The organism is Ignavibacteriales bacterium (assembly GCA_026390775.1).
In the GTDB taxonomy this organism is placed as follows: domain Bacteria; phylum Bacteroidota; class Ignavibacteria; order Ignavibacteriales; family Melioribacteraceae; genus Fen-1258.
The window spans coordinates 540,219-565,172 of record JAPLFF010000007.1 but is presented as its reverse complement, the minus strand read 5'-3'; the positions used below and the strand labels follow the sequence as shown (position 1 = coordinate 565,172).

The 24,954-nt window shown below is 34.1% G+C and carries 21 protein-coding genes and 1 tRNA gene; 8 read left to right on the top strand and 14 right to left on the bottom strand.

From position 1 onward, the window contains the following. Positions 1-75: 75 nt before the first annotated feature. Together NTZ27_07730 and NTZ27_07725 are read right to left on the bottom strand one after the other, a co-directional pair. On the bottom strand, positions 76-588 hold the full coding sequence (locus tag NTZ27_07730) for a nuclear transport factor 2 family protein (protein MCX6174621.1): 513 nt from the start codon (positions 586-588) through the stop codon (positions 76-78). Between the two features lie 76 nt (positions 589-664). Next, positions 665-1,180 carry a hypothetical protein gene (locus tag NTZ27_07725; GenBank protein ID MCX6174620.1) on the bottom strand — a complete coding sequence of 172 codons (516 nt, stop codon included), beginning with the start codon at positions 1,178-1,180 and terminating at the stop codon, positions 665-667. Between the two features lie 551 nt (positions 1,181-1,731). Here NTZ27_07725 and NTZ27_07720 point away from each other — a divergent pair. Further along, positions 1,732-4,104, top strand: a complete 2,373-nt coding sequence (locus NTZ27_07720) for a TonB-dependent receptor (GenBank protein ID MCX6174619.1) — start codon at positions 1,732-1,734, stop codon at positions 4,102-4,104. A 19-nt stretch (positions 4,105-4,123) separates the two neighbouring features. Then, complete coding sequence (locus NTZ27_07715) at positions 4,124-5,005, top strand: EamA family transporter (GenBank protein ID MCX6174618.1); 882 nt, start codon at positions 4,124-4,126, stop codon at positions 5,003-5,005. A 78-nt stretch (positions 5,006-5,083) separates the two neighbouring features. Here the strand turns inward: NTZ27_07715 and NTZ27_07710 are convergent, their stop codons facing one another. The 7 genes from NTZ27_07710 to NTZ27_07680 form a co-directional block, all read right to left on the bottom strand. Continuing rightward, the gene (locus NTZ27_07710) at positions 5,084-6,529 is read right to left on the bottom strand and encodes a HAMP domain-containing sensor histidine kinase (protein ID MCX6174617.1); all 1,446 of its coding nucleotides are present in this window, start codon (positions 6,527-6,529) and stop codon (positions 5,084-5,086) included. 76 nt (positions 6,530-6,605) lie between these two features. Further along, entirely contained in the window at positions 6,606-6,800 is a 195-nt protein-coding gene (locus tag NTZ27_07705; protein ID MCX6174616.1) for a DUF5808 domain-containing protein, read from the bottom strand. A gap of 52 nt (positions 6,801-6,852) precedes the next feature. Then, positions 6,853-8,769 carry an NADH-dependent [FeFe] hydrogenase, group A6 gene (locus NTZ27_07700; GenBank protein MCX6174615.1) on the bottom strand — a complete coding sequence of 639 codons (1,917 nt, stop codon included), beginning with the start codon at positions 8,767-8,769 and terminating at the stop codon, positions 6,853-6,855. Further along, complete coding sequence (locus tag NTZ27_07695) at positions 8,759-9,958, bottom strand: iron hydrogenase (protein ID MCX6174614.1); 1,200 nt, start codon at positions 9,956-9,958, stop codon at positions 8,759-8,761. The genes NTZ27_07700 and NTZ27_07695 overlap by 11 nt, the downstream gene beginning before the upstream one ends. Then, a complete protein-coding gene (gene nuoE / locus NTZ27_07690; GenBank protein ID MCX6174613.1) occupies positions 9,958-10,431 on the bottom strand; it encodes an NADH-quinone oxidoreductase subunit NuoE in 474 nt (157 codons plus the stop codon). The genes NTZ27_07695 and nuoE overlap by 1 nt, the downstream gene beginning before the upstream one ends. Then, positions 10,431-10,814: a response regulator gene (locus NTZ27_07685; GenBank protein ID MCX6174612.1), complete on the bottom strand. Its 384-nt coding sequence runs from the start codon at positions 10,812-10,814 to the stop codon at positions 10,431-10,433. The genes nuoE and NTZ27_07685 overlap by 1 nt, the downstream gene beginning before the upstream one ends. A gap of 373 nt (positions 10,815-11,187) precedes the next feature. Then, positions 11,188-11,259 (bottom strand) — tRNA-Asn (locus NTZ27_07680). A 317-nt stretch (positions 11,260-11,576) separates the two neighbouring features. Between NTZ27_07680 and NTZ27_07675 the strand changes: the two genes are divergently transcribed. Together NTZ27_07675 and NTZ27_07670 are read left to right on the top strand one after the other, a co-directional pair. Further along, positions 11,577-12,587 carry an adenosine deaminase gene (locus NTZ27_07675; GenBank protein ID MCX6174611.1) on the top strand — a complete coding sequence of 337 codons (1,011 nt, stop codon included), beginning with the start codon at positions 11,577-11,579 and terminating at the stop codon, positions 12,585-12,587. A gap of 47 nt (positions 12,588-12,634) precedes the next feature. Continuing rightward, positions 12,635-14,515, top strand: coding sequence for an ATP-binding cassette domain-containing protein (locus tag NTZ27_07670; GenBank protein MCX6174610.1), 1,881 nt, complete (start codon positions 12,635-12,637; stop codon positions 14,513-14,515). A 17-nt stretch (positions 14,516-14,532) separates the two neighbouring features. Here NTZ27_07670 and NTZ27_07665 read toward each other — a convergent pair whose 3' ends face one another. The 4 genes from NTZ27_07665 to NTZ27_07650 form a co-directional block, all read right to left on the bottom strand. After that, entirely contained in the window at positions 14,533-15,255 is a 723-nt protein-coding gene (locus NTZ27_07665) for a hypothetical protein (GenBank protein MCX6174609.1), read from the bottom strand. 153 nt (positions 15,256-15,408) lie between these two features. Beyond that, positions 15,409-15,612, bottom strand: coding sequence for a cold-shock protein (locus NTZ27_07660; protein ID MCX6174608.1), 204 nt, complete (start codon positions 15,610-15,612; stop codon positions 15,409-15,411). Between the two features lie 89 nt (positions 15,613-15,701). Continuing rightward, positions 15,702-17,510, bottom strand: coding sequence for a translational GTPase TypA (gene typA, locus NTZ27_07655; GenBank protein MCX6174607.1), 1,809 nt, complete (start codon positions 17,508-17,510; stop codon positions 15,702-15,704). Between the two features lie 204 nt (positions 17,511-17,714). Continuing rightward, positions 17,715-19,994 (bottom strand): putative Ig domain-containing protein, encoded by a 2,280-nt coding sequence (locus NTZ27_07650; GenBank protein ID MCX6174606.1) that lies wholly within the window; start codon positions 19,992-19,994, stop codon positions 17,715-17,717. Positions 19,995-20,201: 207 nt separating this feature from the next. Between NTZ27_07650 and NTZ27_07645 the strand changes: the two genes are divergently transcribed. Next, on the top strand, positions 20,202-21,617 hold the full coding sequence (locus tag NTZ27_07645) for a T9SS type A sorting domain-containing protein (GenBank protein MCX6174605.1): 1,416 nt from the start codon (positions 20,202-20,204) through the stop codon (positions 21,615-21,617). A 99-nt stretch (positions 21,618-21,716) separates the two neighbouring features. On the opposite strand, the gene msrA is transcribed toward NTZ27_07645, so the two are convergent. Continuing rightward, on the bottom strand, positions 21,717-22,388 hold the full coding sequence (gene msrA / locus NTZ27_07640) for a peptide-methionine (S)-S-oxide reductase MsrA (GenBank protein MCX6174604.1): 672 nt from the start codon (positions 22,386-22,388) through the stop codon (positions 21,717-21,719). Between the two features lie 528 nt (positions 22,389-22,916). Between msrA and NTZ27_07635 the strand changes: the two genes are divergently transcribed. The 3 genes from NTZ27_07635 (at position 22,917) to NTZ27_07625 (ending at position 24,942) form a co-directional block, all read left to right on the top strand. Further along, positions 22,917-24,044, top strand: coding sequence for a hypothetical protein (locus tag NTZ27_07635; protein MCX6174603.1), 1,128 nt, complete (start codon positions 22,917-22,919; stop codon positions 24,042-24,044). A gap of 116 nt (positions 24,045-24,160) precedes the next feature. Next, positions 24,161-24,361: a DUF2892 domain-containing protein gene (locus tag NTZ27_07630; GenBank protein ID MCX6174602.1), complete on the top strand. Its 201-nt coding sequence runs from the start codon at positions 24,161-24,163 to the stop codon at positions 24,359-24,361. 164 nt (positions 24,362-24,525) lie between these two features. After that, on the top strand, positions 24,526-24,942 hold the full coding sequence (locus NTZ27_07625) for an ATP-binding protein (protein MCX6174601.1): 417 nt from the start codon (positions 24,526-24,528) through the stop codon (positions 24,940-24,942). The last annotated feature ends 12 nt before the right edge of the window (positions 24,943-24,954 follow it).

Sequence of the window (24,954 nt, the reverse complement as noted above, 5' to 3'; positions counted from 1 at the left end):
CGATACTTCAAGTCCTTTTTATATCCAATTTGCGGATCAGAACAAAAGAGCTGACAATGATGTTGCTCTTTCACTTTACTCTCCTCTCGGAATTGATCCTGAAAAGACTTTCCATTTCCATTCGTTTCCCCTTTTGATCATAACGGCCGTGATGCGATATGGCACTTTAGAAACTTTGCCATTGCTTCCTGTATGTACCATTTTACTCTCCACAAATACCCATGCTATATTTTCACTGTGATTGATTATCACCTGATCCATATCAAACGAAAACACGAAAGGCATAGAAACAATTACTTTCATAAACTCTTGAACTCTTTCTCTGCCTATGAATACTTCTCCCGAATCAGATCCCACCACCATTATGTCATCCGAATTGTCGTATACAGTCATGACTGTCTGCAAATCTTTTGTCGCCAGCACTTCGTTCATCCGGTTGAGGCATCTACGAATCTCAGAGTTTGTATCAGCTTGTTGCTTTTTATTTGTTGTTTGAGGGATAGATTCACTTTTAACATTATTCACTATAATAAGTGAGAGGAAAAAGAAAACAAGTAATCGGAGATGGTAGCTTAACATGGTTCGCATATTGGATTGTTCCTTTATTTTTTTTGAAAATATTGTTCCAGAGACTGATATCTGTATTGATAGTCTATAACATTTTTCATTTCTTTTTATTTGCAGTGTTACTTTGTTGAATTATTTCAGGAAGAGCAGAAGCACCTTTATAAATTACTTTCCACTCCTCATTAAATTTTTGGAATAAAAATGATGCAACATTTTTGTTGATAACTAATAAACTGCCATCTCTCATCTTTCCTTCAATTTTGCCCAGCCACACATACAGCACTAGATCTTTCTTCAGTATCCTAAATTCCTCTTTTTCGACAGTTAATTTCATTGTACTCATAGCTTTGAATTGTTCTTCAACATCTATTTTAAATTTAGGAAAATCGTTCACTGCCCCATCGGCATTGACTGAAATAAAGTCAGCTGAATTTCTGTAAAATTTTAAAATTGATTCTACATTTCCTAGCTCATAACTTGTTATCAGGTTACTCACCACTGGTAACAATTCCTTTTTAATCTGATCTTTATCTTGTTGTGTTAGTTCTTGTTTATTTGAACTACATGCCGCACAGATAATGAGCAATATCACGGCTAAAAAATTCGTTTTCATATAATCTCCTTGTCTTAAAAATTTGTTCTGTTTTAGTCTATTATTTTATCAACCAATAAATTTTTAAGAGCTATGATTCTTTATAACAGTTCAGCATCATCAAAATTTCTTTCAGTAAACATTTAATACTATTATGTGAATTCAAGTTACAACAAAATAGATCGTCTGATTAAATAATTTTTAAAATAAAAAACCCCGACTCATCATCGGGGATTTAGTAGCTCCACTTGATAGACGAAGTTCGAACCTATTTTCTTCTAAATTCCAATATCAATGATGTTCTTGAAATAATTTGTTAAATCGAAAGGGCTCCATTATTCGTGCCCTTTTTATATCTTCTAAAATGAAATTGACATTTGCTTCATGAGAAAAAATAGAGATTCGATTAAATATTAATAATGTTGCACGTTAGTTTCTAACTACAGTTTTTAGAAAAGCTGTGACTATATTGAATTTATGTAAAAAAACTATTTATGTTTACTCATGAATCGAAGCCAAAAAAGATTTCGGAAAATTCGTCGTAGCTCCTTTATGGGAAAATACTGTCACTTATGAAAAGTAAAATATCATTTTTGCTCATCGTTTTTCTTTCGAGCATTTTATATTCACAAACTGAATCACTAAAAGGAAAATTAATTGATTTTAAAAATGGTAACCCCATTCAAGGAGCTGTGGTTTTTATTTCTTCCCAATACATGGCTTACTCAAATGATGAAGGTGATTATTCAATAAAAAAAATTTCTCATGGAAAATACTACATTAAAGTATCTCGGCTTGGATATAAACCGCTTTCTGATACAGTCATTATCGATTCCAATTCTATGGAAAAAGATTTTACTCTCGAAGCTTCACCGATAGAACTTGACGAGGTTATTGTGAGCACTGACAGAACTGACAAATATCTTCGCAACTCTCCTTATTCGGAATTGTTAGTTGGCAAAGAGCAAATCGAAAGCAAACCGTTTCAATCGCTTTCCGATGCGCTAAAAGAAGAACCGGGCATTTCCCTTTTGCGCGATTGTGTTTGGGGAACTGAGGTTAGCATACGCGGACTCAATCGCGAAAATGTTGTTACACTAATTAACGGCTATAGAATTGCTACTTCAACCGAAGTCGCTGCGCGGTTATCGACGATTGATTTGAATGATGTTGAAAGAATCGAAATAATTAAAGGTGCTTCTTCTTCTATTTACGGTTCTGGGGCTAGCGGCGGAATTGTAAACATTATTACAAAATCTCCGCAATTATATGATAAGTTTTCGATGAATGGAAATTTCTCGACCGGATACAACTCTGTAAATAATATGTCATCTTGGTCGGGCATACTTTACATCGGCGATTCGTTTTGGTCATCAAAGTTTTCCGGCTCATACAGAAAAGCTCAAAACATACAAACTCCTGTAGGTGAATTAAAAAACAGCCAATTTGAAGATTACAGTTTTTCAGGAGCTTTAAATTTATTACCCTTTGATAATCATACGCTTAAAATTGAATATCAATTACTAAAAGCAAATAATATAGGAATTCCCGGCGCTTCTGTTTTTCCAAACAATGCAGATGTAAGTTATCCCGATGTGAAAAGAGAATTAATATCCGCCGGATATGAGATACGAAATATTTCAAAAGTTCTTTATAAACTTTCTGCCGCATATTCTTATCAATTTATCAAACGTGATCTTGAGAATATTCCTTATACTGTTCAGAACATTCAGGCAACTGAAACGACCCCGGCACGCAGAGTTAGTATATTAAAAATAACTCCTGGTGCAGATCACAAAAACAATAATTTACAGATTCATGGAAATTTTTTGTTGACAGAGAAAAATAATCTCGTCCTCGGTATTGATTATTGGGATAGAAGTTACAACGGGGAAAGACAAAAATATCAATTGATCGAAGTTCTTAATTCTGTGGGAGACGTTGTAAGCACTACAAACAAAGTTATCAATGAAAAACCATTGCCCGATTCAAAGTATAAAAGCTATGGTCTATTTGCTCAAGACGATGTTGAATTATTCAAAGACAAATTATCTCTCTCACTTGGTGTGCGCTATGATAAAATTAACGTTAGCGGCGAAACAACTCTTAATCCAATTTATGAAATTGTAAACGGAGTTATCAATTATTCACCTCCAGGACAGCAAATAATATGGAATAAGATAAACGTCAACGATGCTTCTTACAGTGGGAATATTGGTATAAAATATTCTGTGAATCAAGACTTCGATTTTACTTTAGGGCTTGGTTTGTCTTTCCGCTCACCATCTCTTGAAGAAAGATTCCAATATATAGATCAAGGTAGTTATGTTCGCGTCGGCAATCCTAACTTAAAACCGGAAAGAGGAAAATCCGTTGATCTGGGAGTCCGTTATTATTCATCCGGACTTAAAATCATTTTAAGTATTTTCTTTAATTACTTCAATGATCTTGTTACTGAAATACCTGGCACATTCGATGGAAGAAACGCTTTTGTAAAAACAAATATCGGAGAAGCACGGATGTATGGATTTGACCTCCATGCAGATTATAATTTTTATGACAACCATATTCTTTATGCAACTGCTTCGTATGTTAAGGGTGATGACATAACAACGGCCGGTAATCTTTCCGAAATTCCACCTTTGAACGGAAATGTTGGTATTAAATTCGGCTTGAATGAAAAATTGCAGGCAGACATTTCATCAACAATTTTTGCTCCACAAAACAAAGTTGCCACCGGTGAGATAACTACGCCTGGCTATGAATATTTTAATTTTTATCTTAATGCTGGTTTCTTCAAATTAAGCTCAATCAACCTTAAAATTTCCGCCGGAGTTGAAAATATTTTTAATAAGGAATATAGAAACCACTTATCTACAACCCGCGGATACATAATAGTTGAACCGGGAAGAAATTTCTTTATTAAACTGGTTATTAAATGGTAATACAAATCAGAGAGTTAAAATGAACTGGTTTATACTGGCTTTTATATCCGCATTATTTTCAGCAGCATCGGCTGTTTACGAGAAAAAAATTTTATTCTCACTTAGCGCGCTTGATTTTTCTTTTATTATTTCAGCATCCACTCTGCTTTTTTCTTTGCCGTTTTTCTTTTCGGTTCATTTAGCCGAAATATCTCCGATCAGTTTATCTATACTATTCTTCAAAACAATTCTAAGCGCGGGCGCATTTTTGTGCGTTATGTTTTCAGTAAAGAATTTGGAAATAAGCGAAGCGCTTCCGCTCCTAGCATTATCGCCCGGGTTGGTTGCGATAGCAGGAGCAATTTTTATCAACGACATATTAAACATAACAGAATGGCTCGGAATTATTTTAATGTTAATAGGCGCTTACTTTCTGGAACTACGGAAAGGCAGTAACAATATGCTCGCCCCATTCAAGGTAATGTTCAGCAGTTCAAAATACTCGTATGTGTTTATCGCTTTAATTTTATTCACGGTAACCTCGCTACTCGATCGGATTCTCTTAAAGGAATATAAACTTCCGCCGTATACATTCATGGCGTTTCAGCAATTGTTTTATGCGCTCATCTTTTTTGTAATTATTTTAATCAAGCATAGAAACATTATTACGCAAGTAAAGAGTATTGATAAAAAAGTATTCTATACGGTAATTGCTATTTCATTCTTCACAGTTATTTACCGCTATACTCAAATTGAAGCCACAAAATTAGCTCCGGTTGCTCTGGTTCTTTCAATAAAGAGGCTTTCGGTTTTAATTGCTGTGATAGCCGGCGGTAAATTATTTAGGGAAGAATATTTATATAGAAGGGTTGCAGCTGTAATTTTGATCCTATCAGGTGCGGCCTTATTAATGAATAATTAATGGATAGAAAATTAGAAATGATCGGAATGAATTTATATAGATGCAATCGGTAGAACTGCAGCAATTCAAAAGTCTATTCTAATAATTACTATTGTTTATTAAGTAACCTTCATTGTTAACTTCAAATTTATCGTTCTCCGAATTTCTTAGTGAGTACGGAAGAACTATTTCAAATTTGCTACCAGGTTTACCTTCTTCTGCTAATGGCGATGGGCTAGTTATTTTAATTACTCCACCCAACCTTTCAACAATTTCTTTAACTATCGCTAATCCCATTCCAGTGCCCCCATGAACTTTTTTATCAATGTTGGAAGCCCGGTAAAATTGCTCGAATATTTTTTTTGACTCTTCTTGCGGAATACCAATCCCATTATCGCAAACTTCAATAGAAAAATTTTCACCCAAATCATTCACATTAACTTCTACAACTCCATTCTCATCAACATACTTAATAGAATTTGCAATGAGATTAGAAATTAATAGTTCAAATAAAATTTTATCAGATTTTATGACTAACAGCTTGCCACTTTTATTTTTATAAAAAATGTTTACGGATTTATCTTTAGCGGATTCCATGAAATTATCAATAACCTTAGCAATAAATTCATCTAAATTAATATCATCAGTCAACTTTATTTCAAGTAATTTTACTTTTGAAATTTTTACAATATCGTTGATAAGTTTAAGTGCTTCTTCTGTTCTAAGTTCCGCCCTTTCAATTTTTCGATCTACCTCATCGCTTATCGATCCTACAAATCCTTTGTGAATTATGTCTAAAATTGAACGTACAGCGGCAATTGGTGTTTTAATCTCATGGACTATACCAATAGTATATTTTTGTTTTGCAATCTCCGCTTCATTTAGTTTTTCAAGTGATGTTCGTAATTGCTGTTCCCTTCTGTACAGTTGATGAGCTATTCTGTTGGCTATGTAAACAGAAATAAAAAGCATTAGAGTGAAAATAATTATGAAGAGTATATCATAAGTTAATGTATGAAGGTGTGAACCAACCGAAAGTCCGGAAATGAAATGATTTTTTATAGAATGTAATCTTTCGAATAATGCAAGAATAGTAAAAGAAAAACTGATCAATCCCGCAGCTAAATAAACGATATATCCCGGGAGAACCATACTTCCAATAATCATGTGAAAAATAAAAAATAAATAAAGTGGCGATTCGATCAATCCTGTATAATAAACCAGTATCATTAGAAATGTAAGATCGAGAATCATTTGAATCAGTGATAGATGCAGACAATTGAATTTATTAGGATCGTTTCCTGCATAATTTTGAAATTTATGAAGTATGATATTGTAAATTAGAATTAGGAAGGAAATGCTGAGAATTGCAATAATCTGATCCTTGGAAAAATTAAGATCAAGAAGAAATTCACCAACGAGAAAAAAACCACAAAGTATTAATGCGGCGAAATACCGGAGTCTAATGAACCATAGATTACGAACTCTAACAGCTCTCCAAAATTCCCCATAATGTTGAGCCCAATCTGGTACAAGAGGTAGCATATCTATTAAGTAATGTTATTGTTTCCTTACATCATTCTATTGTAAATATATAGAAAAAGTAAAAATAAAATCTTGGTTAATGAAATGGTTTTATTATTGCGACAAGGATAATCACAATAAAGGTAGCTAATATTAATTTTGCCTGCCAAGTTGCAAAATTTATTGTCCAACCTATCCCGATTCGTTTTGGAACAAAAACTTTTTCATTCTTAGGATTAAAATAAATTATTCCAAGCTTCCAATGCGAATTATCATTTTGATCTTCTGTCATTTCATCACTTTCAAATGTAAGGTTTCAATATATTGAACTCCTTTGAATATAATTACGCTATATATCTGCCGCGTTTTATATAATGCGTATGTAACAATTTATGTGATAAATGTCCACAAGGTCCATCTGTTAAGAATTCTTTGTAGATCTGAACTACATGAGGATTCTCATGAGATTTACGAAGTTCCAGAGATTCATCTTCAGCATAAATTGCTTTTGCTCTTAACTTACGGATCTCAGGTGTTGTAGGAATCGGCTGGCCGCCTCCGCCAAGACATCCGCCTGGACAAGCCATAAACTCTATGAAATGACATTCGGAGAATTTTCCTCCGGCCTTTATATTATCCATAATCTTTTTAGCATTAGCTGTTCCGTGAGCAACTGCTAATTTCAAAGTTGCACCTTTGAGCCAATCCCAATTAGGAACGAGATGTTTAATTATTTCCGGAACGGGACCGACTTTATATCCTATAGGAATTTCCATATACTTTACACCATCAAATCCACGTAGAGGAATAATGTTTGCTCTTTCAAAAATATCTTCCGCTTTTTTACCGAGAACAAATTCAACAACAGAACGAATTGCTGCTTCCATAACTCCACCGGTTGCACCAAAGATTAATCCTGCACCTGATGCTTCACCAAACGGATTATCAAAATCACTCTTCGGCATCTCGGGTAAATTAATCCCGGCTTCACGAATCATTCGTGCAAGTTCTCTCGTGGTTAAACCGTAATCAACATCTTTAAAACCGCTGCTATTCATTTCAGGACGATTGCATTCAAATTTCTTTGCAGAGCACGGCATTACAGCAACAGAGACGACATCAGCCGGATCAACTCCTGCTTTCTTTGCATAAAATGTTTTTATCAAAGTACCGAACATTTGCTGCGGAGATTTTGCTGAACTGAGGTTATCAAGGTACTCAGGATAATAATGCTCAATAAATTTTACCCAGCCCGGAGAACATGATGTAAATTGCGGCAGTGCAACATTTTCTTTTTGTACCATCGCTTTGTATAAACGAATAATTAATTCTGTCCCCTCTTCAATGATAGTAAGATCAGCTGTAAAATTTGTATCGAACACTTTATCAAAACCAATTCTTCTCAAAGCTGTATTCATTTCACGTGTCATAGAATGACCTGCGCCCAAACCAAATTCTTCTCCAATAGCTGCGCGAGGAGATGGTGCAGTTTGAATTACTACATGTTTCTTTGGATCATCAATTGCATCCCATATCTCATCTGAAGGATCGTTTGCACGAAGCGCAGCAGTTGGACAGCGGTTAATACATTGACCGCAATTGATACATATTACATCACTAAGAGGTTTATCTAAAAATGTGCTTATATGAGTTTTATCTCCGCGATCTACAGCTTCAAGTACTCCAACTTCCTGAAGATCAATACACGTTCTTACACAGCGTTTACAAAGAACGCATTTACTCATATCCCGAATTACTGAGTATGAAGAATTATCAGTTTCATATTTTGGTTTATTAACGTGACCGAATGTATAACTATCTACACCATAATCTTTAGCGAGAGATTGCAGTTCACACTTGCCGTTTTTAAAACATGAATAACATTCTCCATAATGTTCGCTTAACAAAAGATCAATTATATGTCTGCGTGCTTTTCTTACCATAGGAGTAGAAGTTTTTATTTTCATCGGAGCTGTAATTGGAAAAGCGCAAGATGCTTGAAGTGTTCTCATACCTTCAACTTCAACAACACATATTCTGCAAACTCCGGCAACACATAAATCTTCATGATGACATAATGTTGGAATACTGATTCCCGACATTTTACATGCTTCCAGTATTGTTGTACCAAGTGGAACAGTTATCTTTTTTTCATTTATTTCAACAGTAACGGTACCGCCAATAGTAGTCAGGTCTGTTGGTTTCTCAATCACTAATGCTTTTTGACTACCCGGCGCTCTTAAGATCTCCTTACTTTCCATTATTCCCTCCGTTACCGTTCAATATCTCCTCCTTAAAGTTTTCTATGATTGAGATGAATGAGTTTGGGCTTGATTGTCCTAATCCGCATTTCGATGAAACCTGCATTGAATGTCCCAGTTCTTTTAATTGATTGATATAAGAAAATGTATATTTTGAATTTTCAATCAATTCTACGCCTTCTAATAATTTTACATTTCCAATTCTGCATGGCGTACACTGACCGCAAGATTCTTCAACAAAGAATTCCATAAAGTTTTTTAGAACGTGAAGCATATTTCTGCTTTCATTGAAGATAATTATCGAACCACCAGTTGGTATATCTTCATATGCAAGAGTACGTTCAAATTGAGATTTAGGAATACATACGCCAGAAGCTCCACCTATTTGAACTGCTTTTGTATTTTTTGCACTAACTAATTTCAATAGTTCTGAAATTTTAGTTCCCCAAGGCAATTCATATACTCCCGGTTTTTCACAATCACCAGAAACAGAAAATAATTTTGAGCCCGTTGATTTATCTGTGCCATATTTTCTAAACCATTCACCGCCTTTTGTAATAATGTGTGCAACTGATGCGAGAGTCTCTACATTATTAACTGTTGTTGGTTTGCCTAAGAATCCTGTTGTAACCGGAAATGGAGGACGATTTCGTGCTTCACCTCTATTTCCTTCAAGTGATTCAATTAATGCAGTTTCTTCACCGCAAACGTATGCACCGCTTCCCATTCTAATTATTATATCAAAGTCGAATCCTTTCTTGCCTTGAATATTTTTCCCAAGCAGATTATCTTTTCTCATACTTTCCAAATAATCTTCAAGAGACTTTTTCATGTATTCATATTCACCACGCAGGTAAACTATTCCGGTTTTAGAGCCAATTACATATCCTGCTATAACCATTCCGTCAAAAACTGATTCCGGATATTCAAGAAGAAGTACACGATCTTTAAATGTTCCGGGTTCTCCTTCATCTGCATTACATATAATATATTTTTCTTCTGATGATGCGGCGGAAACTAAGGTCCACTTTGTTGCAGTTGGGAATCCTGCACCGCCGCGCCCTTTTAATTTAGAATCGCGAATTTCAAATAGAATATCTTCTCGTGATTGTGAAATTGCTTTTTTAATTCCTTCACCCTTTTTGTATTCGGAAAACAAAACAGCACCTTTTCTATTTATCTTTTCCATCATTTCACCACTTTCAGAATTTGCACAGCTTTTTCAGAATTAATTTTCGAATAAACTCTTTCGTTGATTAATAATGCCGGACCTTGATCGCACATTCCAAGACAATTCACATACTCTAGTGTAAATTTATTGTCCTTGGTAGTTTCACCGAATTTTATTCCAAGTTCACGTTCAATTGCATTAGCAACTGATTTTTTTCCAGCTAAATCGCATGTTATAGTTTGACACAGCCGTACAATATTTCTCCCTTTAGGTTTTGTATTTAAGAATGAGTAAAAAGAAATTATACTGTAGATTTCAACAGGATGAATATCAAGCAGGCGTGCGATTTCTTGTTGAGCATAATCCGGAATGTGTTTATGTTTTTTCTGAATTTCCTGTAGAATTGGTAAAAGAGATGATCGGTCATTACCGAATTTATCAACTAATCTTTCAATCTCGTCTGTCATAGCATTTTTTTCTAGAACTAACATTATTTTTTCTCCTTAGCTTTTTGCAATAATGCAGTTACTTTTTCAACAAGTTCTTCTGGCGAAATCGGTTTTTCTACAAAGTCATCTACAGGAACCATTTCGTTTTTGCCAAAATCCATTCCAATTGCTTTTGAGACTGAAGTGTACATTAATATCGGTGTGGTAACTTTTTCTTTTCTAAGTTTTTGAGCTAAGAAAAACCCATCATCAGGCTCATCCATCATTACGTCTAGAATAATTAAATCTGGTTTTTTTTCTTTAATAAGTTTGTAACCATCATTGGGATTAGTTGTTGTTAAAACATTGTAACCTTTCGATTTCAAAACCAAACTGCTTGCATCAAGAATATCGGGATCATCATCAATTATAACTATTATGGCCATTGTCCTACTCCTTACCTATTTATTATAATTAAAACAATACGTCATTTACTAAATCATTTATTCAAAAAGATAATAGATTGTTAGTCCTTAACTCTTGATAATTTATTTTGATAAAATGTAATGACATATTACGTGCCATACAGTTTGGAGGGATTGGATGTAAATATCTTTTAGATTTATTACTTTTTTAATGAGATATAACCTCGATTCCTAAGTATGAGAGTGATTTTCTACTTATTTCAATATTTTATTAGGGATGACTAAAACTTCTAGGTGAAAAACTTCTTAAGATTATCATTTTGTGTAAAATAGAAATGAAAGAGAAAATATTTTTTAAAATAAAAAATCCCGATTCACCATCGGGATTGAGTAGCTCCGCGGGCAAGGCTCGAACTTGCAACCCTGCGGTTAACAGCCGCATGCTCTACCATTGAGCTACCGCGGAATTTTTATTATCTAAAATTGGTGCGTAAAAATAGATTATTGATCAAGGTTTGTCAAGTCTGGTCGGTAAATACTATATCGGTTCTTCAAAAATTCGCAGAAAAGATTAACCCACCATAACTCAATAGAGAAAAGATTCCGACTTGTCGGAACCGCGGAGCCAAAAGACAAAGCCCTAAATCTTATTTAGGGCTTTTTATTTTCGGGGTTGTAATTCTTTACATATTTCATCAAATTCATCATCAAAATTTTACATTATAATCTCTAGAATTTTTTTACGAAGTTATTTTTAATTAAACAATAACAAACGAAATACAAATGATAAAATTTATCAACGGTTTACCCAAAGCAGAGTTGCATCTTCATATAGAGGGGACTTTAAACCCCGAGTTGATGTTTAAAATTGCTAAACGGAATAAAATAGAAATTAAATACAAATCAGTTGATGAATTAAAAAAGGCGTATCATTTCAATAATTTACAAGATTTTCTAAACCTTTATTATGAAGGTGCCGCAGTTCTTCTTACAGAAGAAGATTTTTATGAGATGACCATGGCCTATCTTGAAAAAGCTTCTTCGCAGAATATCCTCCATTGTGAAATATTCTTTGATCCCCAAACACATACTAATAGAGGAATTAAATTTGAGACGGTGATTAACGGTATTCATAAAGCTTTGACGGATGCCGAGAATGATTTTGGCATTTCCGCAAAACTAATTATGTGTTTCCTTAGAGATCTAGATGAAGACTCTGCTATTAAAACTCTGCAAGAGGCATTACCTCACAAAGATAAAATTATTGCGGTCGGATTGGACTCCGCTGAAGTAGGAAATCCTCCATCAAAATTTAAAAATGTATTTAACATGGCACTCCGTGAAGGCTTTCTTACTGTAGCTCACGCCGGAGAAGAAGGTCCGGCAAATTATGTTTGGGAAGCCTTGGAACATCTTAATGTTTCCAGAATAGACCACGGTAATAATTCAATGGATGATAACAATCTGATTGATCAATTGGTTAAATCACAAATGCCGCTAACAGTTTGTCCGTTATCAAATCTAAAATTGAAAGTTGTTGATGATCTTAAAAAACATCCGTTGAAAAAAATGATTCAAAAAAATCTTTTGGTTACAATAAATTCTGATGACCCGGCTTACTTTGGCGGATATGTAAATGAAAATTATTCAGCAATTGCACAGGCTCTAGATTTATCGAAAGAAGAAGTTTGTAATCTTGCAAAAAATTCTTTTCAAGCTAGCTTTCTTGATAATGATCAAAAAGAAAAAATGATTGATAAGATAAATAAATATGTTGAAAATCATCGAAGCTGAGGAAAACCTACAGATTTTTTATTCCCCATCAATTATCTTAAGGCAAAGTGGAAAATAATATTAACCCGGTAATCCTGTCTGCACTTGAACTTGAAGTTCATTATGGTGAACAAATAGTTTTAGATAAAGCTTCGCTAAGTGTTCACGAAGGTGACCGCATTGGATTAGTGGGAAGAAACGGAGCGGGGAAATCCACATTTCTAAAAGTTATATCCGGAGTTATAGTTCCCGATACCGGTAAAATTGCTAAGAAGAAAGATCTTGTAATTGGATTTCTATCACAAGAATTTACTCTTGATGAGACAAAAAAAGTTCATGATAATATTTTAGATGGCGCTGTACGTATTATTGAATTAATACACGAGTATGAAAATCTATCGCATGATTCATCGAAAAGACATATTCTAGAAGAAAAAATTTCACAACTCGATGGCTGGAATCTAGAACGAAAAATTGATCTGCTTATTAATTCATTGCACGCACCCGAACCTGGAAGAGTTGTTGCAACATTATCCGGCGGTGAGAAGAGGCGTGTTGCTTTATGCCGTGCTTTAATTTCTCAACCCGATTTACTAATTCTTGATGAACCAACCAACCATCTTGATACCGATTCAATTGAATGGATCGAAGATTTTCTTTCGCACTACAAAGGCACATGTATTTTTGTAACGCACGATCGTTATTTTCTAGATAGCATTGCAAACAGAATTGTTGAACTTGCTTCAGGGGTATTTTTTTCACATCAAGGTAATTACACCGACTACTTAATTAACAAGACGGAAAGACAAACAGTAAAAGAAATTGAAGAACAGAAACGGCGAAATTTCTTACGGCGCGAACTTGAATGGGTTAAACGTGGTCCGCGTGCAAGAAGGACAAAAGCAAAAAGCCGGCTCGATAATTTTTACGAAGTTGCTTCACAACAAAACACCGAAGTTGAACTCGATGTTGAACTAATTATCCCTCCCAGCGAGAAATTAGGCAATAAAGTCGTTGAGCTAAAAAATGTCGGTATTAAACTTGGTGAAAGAATTCTGTTCAATGGATTGAACTTTAATTTTATACCCGGAAGAAAATTAGGTATAATTGGTAAAAATGGAATTGGAAAAACAACACTGCTCAAAATTATTTTAGGAATTCTTCAGCCGACGTTTGGTAAAATTGATACCGGAGAAAAAACAGAATTCAATTACGTTGATCAAGCAAGGTTATTATTAAATGATGATGACACTGTAATTGAAGCTATAGGCGAAGGGAGTGAAACACTTAAGTTTGGTAAAACGGAAATAAGTGTGTGGACATATCTTAGACGGTTTCTTTTTTCTGATGATCGAATTAATACAAAAGTCGGAAGACTTTCCGGAGGAGAAAAAAGCCGGCTTACATTGGCGAGGATTTTAAAAAACGGCGGGAATTTTTTACTTCTTGATGAACCAACAAATGATCTTGATCTGCCTACTCTGCGTGTTTTAGAAGAAGCGCTTATCTCTTTTGAGGGATGCGTAGTTGTTGTTAGTCATGATAGATATTTTCTGAATCGTGTTTGTAATGGAATTCTTGCATTTGAAGGAAACGGAGAGACTTATTTCAGTGAGGGTGATTATGATTATTATATCGAGAAAAGAAAAACACGTATAAAAAATAATCTTACTCCAGAAGTAAAAGAGAAAAAAGATGATCCTCGTGTAAAACCAAAAACAAAAAAATTAACTTGGAAAGAATCTAAAGAGTTAAAAACTATCGAAGAAGAAATCATAAAAACAGAAAATGAAATAGAAAGAATTGAGGGAATATTCTCTTCGCCGGATTTTTATGATAAGTATGCAGCACAAACAAACGAACTCAATACACAATTAGAACAAGCTAAAACGAAAATAAAAAAATTGTTTGATCGGTGGGAAGAGTTGGAAAAAATTAATAACAGTTAATTAATTCATACAATAATTTATTTCTTATCATCTTTCGGTTTTAATTCCTTCACATTCGGAGGATTCCATCCTACAACCGAACCGGATCTGATAACAGAGAAATATGGTGATAGTGTTGTACCCGGAAGTGTTCTAACATTATCTTCAATTTGAATCGGTCCCATACCGGTTCCGGCGCCCAATTTACAATTATTGCCAATCTCAATTAATCCGTACCGAAATTTACCCGCACCTTCGTAAGCGTGAACTGTTAATTGAGTGTATGCACCGAGGAGAGTGTTATCACCAATGAAAATTAATTCAGGCCGAAAGTGATCTAACCAAGTCATCTGCATAATTTCTGCACCTTTCCCGATGTGTGCGCCCATCCATTTATAAAATTTATTTTTTATTGGAGTACCTTTTAATAAAAAAGAAATCGCCACTTGAAATGTTAAAAGTGTTCTCCTGCCAAACGGAAGGTTTAGTGAACGCCAATGAATTGCGTTAGGTTCTTCGGGAGAGCCTAATCCGGAAAAAGTGTAGTGTCTTCGAATGGGAGTAAAAAATTTTTCTAAATTAATTTTGCCTTCATTTGTTTTTGGATTAAGTGTAAGGACGTCTGTCCCTTTTCCGCCCGAAGTAATACTAATATATATAGATCGTTTTTTTTTACTTCCAAGTTTGATTGCGCGTTCAATAATTTCTGTTGTTACTAACTTAATTACTTCTTCAGGAGATTTGTTTCGATATTTTTTCATTTCAGATATCTCTCAAAATTATCTTATAGCAAAAAACGAATAATTCTATTCGCTGTCAAGAAACAATTGTTGGAATAAAAAAAAAGAGGCAAACTTTTATGTCTGCCTCTTTGGAAAATCACTGGATAGTTATTTGTTAAGTTCTGAAAAAGATTAGTCTATTTTCTTAACGTTAGCTGCTCCCGGACCTTTTGGCCCATCGACGATTTCAAACTCTACTTTATCGCCTTCAGCTAGAGTTTTAAATCCATCAGATTGAATTGCAGAATGATGAACAAAAACGTCTGGTCCAGATTCTGGAGTAATAAAACCAAACCCTTTTTTGTCGTTGAACCATTTTACTGTTCCCTTTGCCATACTGTGTTGCTCTCCTTTTGATGTTAAAACATTCTTACCAACTATAGTAAGAATTTAATACCCTAAAAGTATATGACTTTTTGATTATATCAAATAGTCTTTCCAAGATTATATCTTTTTCTGTCATTTGCGTCTAAATGCAATTTTCTTAAACGAATTGATTTTGGCGTAACTTCAACCAATTCATCTTCAGAAATATATTCCAAAGCTTCCTCCAAAGAGAATTTTATTGCCGGGGTTATTTTAACAGCTTTATCCGATCCCGAAGCGCGCATGTTTGATAATTTTTTCCCACGTTGTATGTTAACTTCAATATCATTCTCTTTAGTATGCTCGCCGATTATTTGTCCTTTGTAAACAATGTCACCCGGATCAATAAAAAATTTACCTCTATCCTGAAGAGAATCAATGGCATAAGCTGTAGATGGCCCTTCATCCATAGAGATCAGTACACCGCTTGTAACTTTGTTTATTGCGCCTTTAAAATATTCATATTGAAAAAATCTGTGATGCATTATTCCTTCACCAGAAGTTGCAGTTAAAACTTTTGTACGCAGACCAACAATTCCTCTTGTTGGAATATGAAATTCAAGTTTATTCAAATTTCCTTTGGATTCCATTTTTAATAATTCACCTCTGCGTTGACCAACAAGTTCAATAACTTTTCCGGCAAGCTCTGAAGGAACATCAACAACAAGAACTTCGATAGGCTCTGCCTTTTTTCCTTTGATCTCTCTGTAAATTACTTTCGGTTCGCGAATCTGAAGTTCATATCCTTCACGGCGCATATTTTCAATTAATATTGAAAGATGTAATATTCCTCTGCCGGAAACTTTGTAAGAATCCGGTGAGGCTGTGTCTTGCACTTTGAGAGAAACGTTGTGTTCTAATTCTTTATAAAGTCTGTCTCTTAGTTGACGCGACGTAACGTATTTTCCTTCTCTTCCGTAAAAAGGAGAATTATTAACGGTGAAAGTCATGCTAATGGTCGGTTCATCTATCGAAATAATTTCAAGCGGTTCAGGATTTAGTGCATCACAGATTGTATCGCCAATATCTATATCTTCAATTCCAACGATTGCACAAATGTCTCCGCATTGAACTTCATCAACTTCAGTTCTAGTAAGACCATCAAAAACGAATATTTGTTTTGGAACAGTATCACGAATTGAACCGTCTCTTTTTATGATAGATAATTTTTCTTCCCGTTTTAATGTTCCTCTGAAAACTCTGCCGATTCCAATTCTTCCTACATAATCACTATAATCGAGCGAAGTAACTTGAATCTGAGTTGTACCTTCTAGTACAGGAGGTGAAGGGAGATCATTAATTATTGAATCTAAAAGGGGACTGATATTTGTGCGCGGATCTTTTAAATCTTTTACTGCCCAACCTTCTCTTCCACTTGCATAGATTACCGGAAAACCAAGTTGGTCCTCGTGTGCATCTAAATCTATGAACAAATCATAAATCTCGTCAAGTACTTCTACCGGACGATTATCAGTTCTGTCTATTTTATTGATAACGACTATAGGTTTTAAATGAAGAGCTAAAGCTTTTTCAAGAACAAATCTTGTTTGCGGCATTGGTCCTTCAAATGCATCAACAAGAAGCAATACACCATCTGCCATTTTCAAAACGCGTTCAACTTCACCGCCAAAATCAGCATGACCGGGTGTGTCAATCAAATTAATTTTATAATCTTTGAATGGAATGCTGATGTTTTTTGCAAGGATGGTTATTCCTCGTTCCCGCTCAAGATCGTTTGAATCTAAGAATCTTTCCCGCACTACTTGGTTTTTTCTGAAAACGCTGCACTGTTTTAATATTTGATCAACTAATGTTGTTTTGCCGTGATCTACGTGCGCTATAATAGCAATGTTTCTAATTCCTTTCACTACTTCTCCAATTGTTAAAATATGGTAATTGATTTCGATATGTTTTTAAACTAACAGTATGATGAATGGTCAACAAAAAAGGACTTACAATTATCTAAAATGTAAGTCCTCTAATTTTTCTGCAAATCTTACAATGTTAAAAACTATCTGTACAAATATAACAATAAACTTTTTAAGAAATAAATCAGAATAAGCTTAAAAGGTTCATTCAAATAATTTTATTAGCACTACACCGTGTGAAGGAACAAGAGTTTCAAATTTCTCTTTGAACTTTCCTAAATCTTTCTGCCGCCATAGATCACGAACCTTTGAGTTTGTTTTTATTCCAATCTCCGAAAAATCTAAGGAATATTTTTTGGATTCACTTCCAAGATTAAAAATCCCAATTGCTTTATTTCCGTCTTCCAAGTCCTTTACCCAAACTTGAATATTATCTTTGATGATTTTTGGTGTTGCCTGCTTTCCAAGCGGATCTTGATCTATTGCAAGTACATCATCATTTGTTAATAAGTTCAGAGTAAAATCATCCAGTCTTGTAAGATCGCAACCGATGAGAAGCGGAGCAGAGAGTAAACTCCACATGCTGATATGTATGTATTGCTCATCGGGAGTTAATTTTGTCGGATGCAGACTTGGTCCCCAACCAACCCAGCCAACAACAAGCATATCGGGATCGTTCCAGTTACCTGGTTTAGCATATTTTGCATTTTCAATTTGACTGAATCCAATATCACTTAAACTTTGCCATGTGTCGTTAATATCGCCGGTTGTGCGCCACAAATTTCCTCCAACACTTCCACCCCATTCCCAAACTTTGCTCATTCCATATTGGCACAAGCTGTACACAATATCACGGTCAATTTTTTGCAGAGCTTCTTGCATAATTATGTATGGTTTAATCCTCTCGGCGCGCGAAGTGTCTTTTGCAATATTATCGTATGAACACCAATCATATTTCAAATAATCAATACCCCAAGAAGCAAACGATTTTGCATCTTGAAGTTCATGCTGATATGTTGCGGTATAACCGCCGCACGTAAGTGGACCCGGCGAACTATAAATTCCGAATTTAAGTCCGAGTGAATGGAGACTATCGCCAAGTGCTTTCATATTTGGAAATTTAGAATTGCATAAAATATTTCCGTCCGCAGCACGTTTGGGATCAGGTGAGTTACCGACAATTTCCCAACCGTCATCAATATTAATAAAAGTCCATCCGTGATTCATCAATCCTTTTTCTTTATAAACTTTTGCCGAAGCTAAAACTTTTTCCTGGTCAACAGTTAATCCCCAAACGTTCCAACTGTTCCATCCCATTGGCGGAGTGAGAGCAAGTTTATCACCTATTTCAATTCTTAATTTGCTCTTTGCTGAACCAAATTTATTTTTTGCTACAAGTGTTACATTGTATTCTGCTTTGTCGGAAACTTTTCCTGCAATAATTCCGGTTTTTTTATCTATTGATAATCCTTTTGGAAGATTGACTGCATCAAACATCATTGGTCTCACACCGGTTGCAGCTATTGTGTAGAGAAAAGGTTTGTTCGATCGTTGTCCGTAAACTTTAGCACCGTTAATCTTTGGTTTTTGAGATTGCGCTAAAGTTAATATGTATGGAGTTTCTTCCTTAAAAGTAGTTTGTTCTTTGTTGTGAGCAAATTCAAATATGTAATTCACATAACTTGATTGATCTTGATTCATCAAACTGAAATCAAATTTCCGTGAATCGTTTGGCTTGAGTTTAATTTCTGAGGATTTTTCATAAATAATTTCTTTGTTCAATTTGTTTTCTGCGCGGATGATAAACTTTCCGCTAATTATGAGCTTATCGGAAGTATTTTTTATTGTTAATGATTTTGAAGCGGTTTTATTTTTAAAGAGAAAGGGAACTTGCTGGTAATCAAGCGATAAATACTCGCTGATATGAACCATACTAATTGCGGCATTACCGGTGTAAATTCCTCCTTGTCCGCCTTGATCAAAAACACGAACAGCTATTACATTTTCTTTATCCCACAAAATTCTTGGATCATTTACATGAAGAGTATAACGGCGGTTGTAATCCCAAAGTATTGTTGGCGCATTAAGAAAGCTTGTATCAATAATTGTAGTTGCACTTACATTTTTTCCGTTGATGCCGAAAATATTTCCGTTGATAAATGATTGATCAAAATTGTTCACCTTACCTAGAAATATTTTCAAACTGTCTTTTAAGAATGAATTATTTTTTAATGAAGAAGGAATAAAAATCTTAATACGAAACCAAGCATAACCATCTAGTGGATCGTAACCTTGCTGTTCCCAAATTTTATCAACTTGAATTCCTTTCCATTGACCATCATCATATCCTGGTTTTGCATAATCTAAATTATCACCGACCTTGAATTTCCATCCGTCCTTAAGTTGAATTGATTGTTCTGTTTGTGCTGATAAGAAGCTAAACGAGAAAAGAGCAGCAATAAAAAATAAATGAAGCTTTTTCATTTTTTCACCTTGTGAAAAGATTTTATATAAGTAAAATAGTCCGATTAGATCAATGACTCAAAGAATATTTTGAATCTATTTTTTCACCCGGATTATTCCACTTTCCTTCAAATTAAAATCGCAGTATTTTATAATTAATATCTGTTCAAAATCTGTTTTTCTATACTAAGAGTGTACATCTTAATTTTGTAAAGCAGGGGGTTCACAATGAAAAAAATTGTTGTCGTAATTGCATTATTTATCCTATTTTTTTTGCAAGGAATTCAGTATAGCCAGGTTCAAGAGACTAGAGGAAATTTATTACGGATAAGTTTTACAAAACCAAACATTGATTTAAGCGATACTCTATGGAATTGGGTTAGTAGAAATGATTCAGGTGAGACTTATTCAACAGGTTGTTCAAATGTTTTTGTCCATGATTCCACGACATATTTACTATTTAATAGTTCTGGTGCGGACAGAGTTTATCATTATCCATGGATTAACGGGCATTTGTATAATGCAGCCACCGGAAGCAGCCGTTTATTGTTTGCAGATCATCCTGGTTACGATGCACTTGATTCGTATTATTATTTTGACTCGCAAATAAGAAAGACTTCTACAGGTGCATGGATTTATTATGGCAGAAGGGGCGCTGCCGTTTTTTTAAGGAACGATTCATTATACCAATTTCAAAAAGTTAATGATAATACTTTAATTCACTTTGTTGGTAAGGTGGATGGTCAAGATTTGGTTGTTCTCGAGGGACCACATCCATATACTTTCAGTTTTTATCTCGAAGATCTTTCTATTTCTCCGGAGCTACAACTCAATAAAAGAATAAACATTAGTGATAGTAGTAGTATTCACAACATGAATGCCTCAAAGATTAATTATATATCCAACAATTTATATTTGGTTCAAGAAGATATTTGGGGAATTTTCCATTTGTGTTCATTTGAAAATAATAAGATTACTATTATGAAAAGATTGAAACCCGCAGGAGATCATATAACAGTTCCGATATGGCTTACGTGGAGGTTCGTAAATGGAAATCTATATTATATCGAAAGCGGGAAATTGGTAAAAGAAAATCTTGACCTTAATTCATATTCTTTCGCAAATAAACAAGTTGTAATCGGTAATATCGGTTCAACATATAATTTTGATAAAGAAGGTATTTTATTCGCCCATGTTAAAAACGATTCTTTATTTATTTTTTCGATCAAAGAAGAAAAGAGAATCTATGCCTTAAACATAAAAGATGTAAAGCTCAGAGGGACTCCGATAATAGATTCGCCTTATGTTTATCTTCACCAAATAACGGGAAGTTATACGGATGTAGAAGATGAAAAAGTATTACCAACTGATTTTTTGTTAAAAGGAAATTACCCTAATCCATTTAATCCGAACACAACAATAAATTTTGTTCTGCCCCAACGTGAAAACGTCTCAATTATTATTTACAATTCACTTGGAGAAAAAGTAAGAGAGTTATTAAGAGAAGAAAAAAATGCCGGTGAACATTTTGTTATGTGGAACGGTAAGAATGATTTTGAAAAAGAAGTTTCTTCCGGAATTTATTTTTATTTAATAATGCATAATCGAAAAGTAATAGGCGGTAAAATGGTTTTACTTAAATAAATCCCCTAAACCAACTTGACTTGCTGAAAACTTTAATTTAGTTATTACAGAAAAATTTTTTTATCTGTTCAAATCTGTTTAATCAATTCAATCTGCGTGCTATTCTTTCTTCAACTTATCCGCAAAAACTTTTTTGAATTTTTCGATCTTCGGTGTTATCACAAAACTGCAATACGGCTGATTGCCATTTTGGTTGTAATAATTTTGATGATAATCTTCTGCTTTATAAAATTTTTTGAATTGACTTATTTCTGTTACTATCGGATCGCTCCATATTTTAGCCGACTCTAATTCGTTCTTGTATTTTTCGGCAAGCTGTTTCTGTTCGTCATTGTGATAAAAAATTACTGAACGGTATTGAGTGCCTGAATCGTGACCTTGACGATTAAGTGTTGTTGGGTCGTGAGTTTTCCAGAAGACTTCCAGCAGTTCTTTGTAAGAAATTATTTTTGGATCGAAAGTTATTTGTGTGCATTCAACTTGTCCGGTTTTTCCGGTACAGACAGCTTCGTAAGAAGGATTGGGAACGGTTCCGCCGCTGTAACCGCTTTCAATTTTTACAACTCCTTTTAATCTTTGGAATACAGCTTCCGTGCACCAGAAACATCCCGCTCCGAAAGTTGCAACTTCATATTTATTTTGATCATTCATTTTATCCTCAATTTTTGGTTGAGCATTAACTTCAGCTGTTGATAAATTGTTTTTCATGTTTGAATTACAACCAAGAAAAATTAATAATGATAACAAAGATAGTTTTACAATAATTTTCATATAATTCCTTGTTGAGGCAGATAGTCTTAATTCAATATTAACATAAATTATTTAACAATAATTCCATTTCTTTTTATAAGATTTTTTTAATTTTCACTAACACTAACTGCAAACCTCCCTGCAAAGAGCGTATGTACATCTGCGTGTTTATGATATGCTTGCTAAGGAAGTTACATTTAACGAATCATATCTTCCGAGCGGTGCTTACTTCTATAAATTAGAAGCCGGAAATTATATTGAAGTGAAAAAGTTATTATTGGTAAAATAATTTTTTTATAATCCTCTTTCATGAAGCACTCGGTTGAGTGTCTTTTTTATTACTTCACTTCCAAATTAAAAATGTTATCTTAAGTCAGTAAATATTTTATTGAGATTATAAATTCATTATATTTTCAGCAAGCAAACTTCAGTTTGAATTATTCTTCCTGTTATTTGATGTGTTACTTAAATTCATTTAATAAATTTTTCTTATTCTTGAACTGATTCCGCTAAATATTTTAGTAATAAACAAATAAACAAGAGTTATTAATGAGCATAATTCTAAAAGAAGTAAATACGAGAAGTGAGCTAAAACAATTTATTCAATTCCAATTCTCCCTTTACAAAGAGAATAAATATTGGGTTCCACCGCTGATCTTCGATGAACTTAAAACATTGAGAAAAGATAAAAATCCCGCATTTGATTTTTGCGAAGCAAAATATTGGCTTGCTTATAAAGATGATAAAATTGTTGGAAGGATTGCGGGGATAGTTAATCACAAATACAATGAAAAGTGGAATCAAAAATCGGCAAGATTTGGATGGATTGATTTTATTGATGATGAACAAGTATCACAGAAATTAATCGAACTTGTTATTAATTGGGCTAAAGAAAAAGGAATGAATAAAATTCATGGCCCACTTGGTTTCTCAGATTTTGATGGCGAAGGAATGCTGATAGAAGGATTTGATGAACTTAGTACTTTCGGCTCAATTTACAATCATCCTTATTACAAAAAACATATTGAGAAACTTGGTTTTGAAAAAGATGCGGATTGGATTGAGTTCTTAGTAAATTTTGATCCAACTGTTTCCGGACCGGAAAAAGTTTCGCGGATTGCTGATGCAGTAGCAGAAAGAAATCATCTTCACATTCTAAAAGTTAAAAAAGCAAAGGAGATGCTTCCTTATGCCAGAGAAATTTTTTATTTGATAAATAAAGCTTATAAAAATCTTTTTGGTTTTGTTGAATTAACTGACAGACAGATTGACATGTATGTTAAAGCATATTTTGGATTTATAAAACCAGGTTATGTTCCAATAATTTTAGACCACAATAATAAAGTTGCGGCATTTGGCATTACAATGCCTTCACTTTCCGTTGCTGTTCAAAAAAGTAAAGGAAAATTATTCCCATTCGGATTCATTCATATTTTAAGGGCGATGAAGAATAATCCTAATGTTGATTTGTATTTAACTGCTGTTCGTCCGGAGTTACAGAATAAAGGTGTAAATGCAATGCTGATTAATGAAATGTATAATGTCTTTGTTCGAAATAAAATCCAAAAAGTGGAGACCAACCGTGAACTGGAAGAAAATTCTAAGATTCAAGCTCAATGGCGGTTCTTCGAAAACAGATTACACAAACGGAGAAGGTGTTATAAAAAATCAATATAATATTAAAAGACGTCCTCGCGGCGTCTTTCTTATGTCTATTATCTAAAAATGTATAGCATTATGTTGGAATCTTTTCTCAGCTTATTGCATCGTATAGTTAACAATTAGGAGTTAATATGAAAAAGAATGTTGGAGACTTTGATAAAGTCTTACGTTTAGTGCTTGGCTTAGTAATAATTGCACTTGGTATTTTATTTCAAAGTTGGTGGGGTTTATTAGGGGTTATTCTGCTTTTTTCAGCATCGACTGGCAGGTGCCCGCTTTATCTTCCGTTCGGGTTATCTACTTGTAAAGTTGATCCGAATGTTAAAAAATAGTATCCAGTACTTGAAAAGTTCATTTACACAAATACTCAGTTTGTAGTTCCGGTCGCTCGGTAATTATATCACGTTGTCCTACTTGAATAAATTTCATCCTTGTTTAGACTTTGGACTTATATCACACTTTTTTATATTGCCAAAGTAAAAGAGGATGTGAATCAGTGGTTGAACAAAGTTTCCATATTAATAGCGATTACGGAAATGTTACATTAGTTAATAAACAGATTCGTTTTTTTCTGGAACTACATGGTATTGAACGGCATATAAGTAATGCAGTTGAAATCTGCTTAACTGAAGCTCTTAATAATGTAATCAAACATTCGTATAAAAATGATGACACAAAGTTTATTGATCTTATAGTAAAAAAAGAAACCAATTATTTTGAGATCGCTATTATTGATAATGGGCAGCCAAGAGAAAATTTAACTATTTCAAAACTCGACTTTGACCCGCAGGATATTAACAATTTACCGGAGAGCGGAATGGGTCTTTACATTATTGAACAACTAATGGATGAAATGAAATATTACACTAAGGACGGGAAAAATTATTTCTTCTTAAAGAAGTGGCTCATCTAACAAATTAACGAG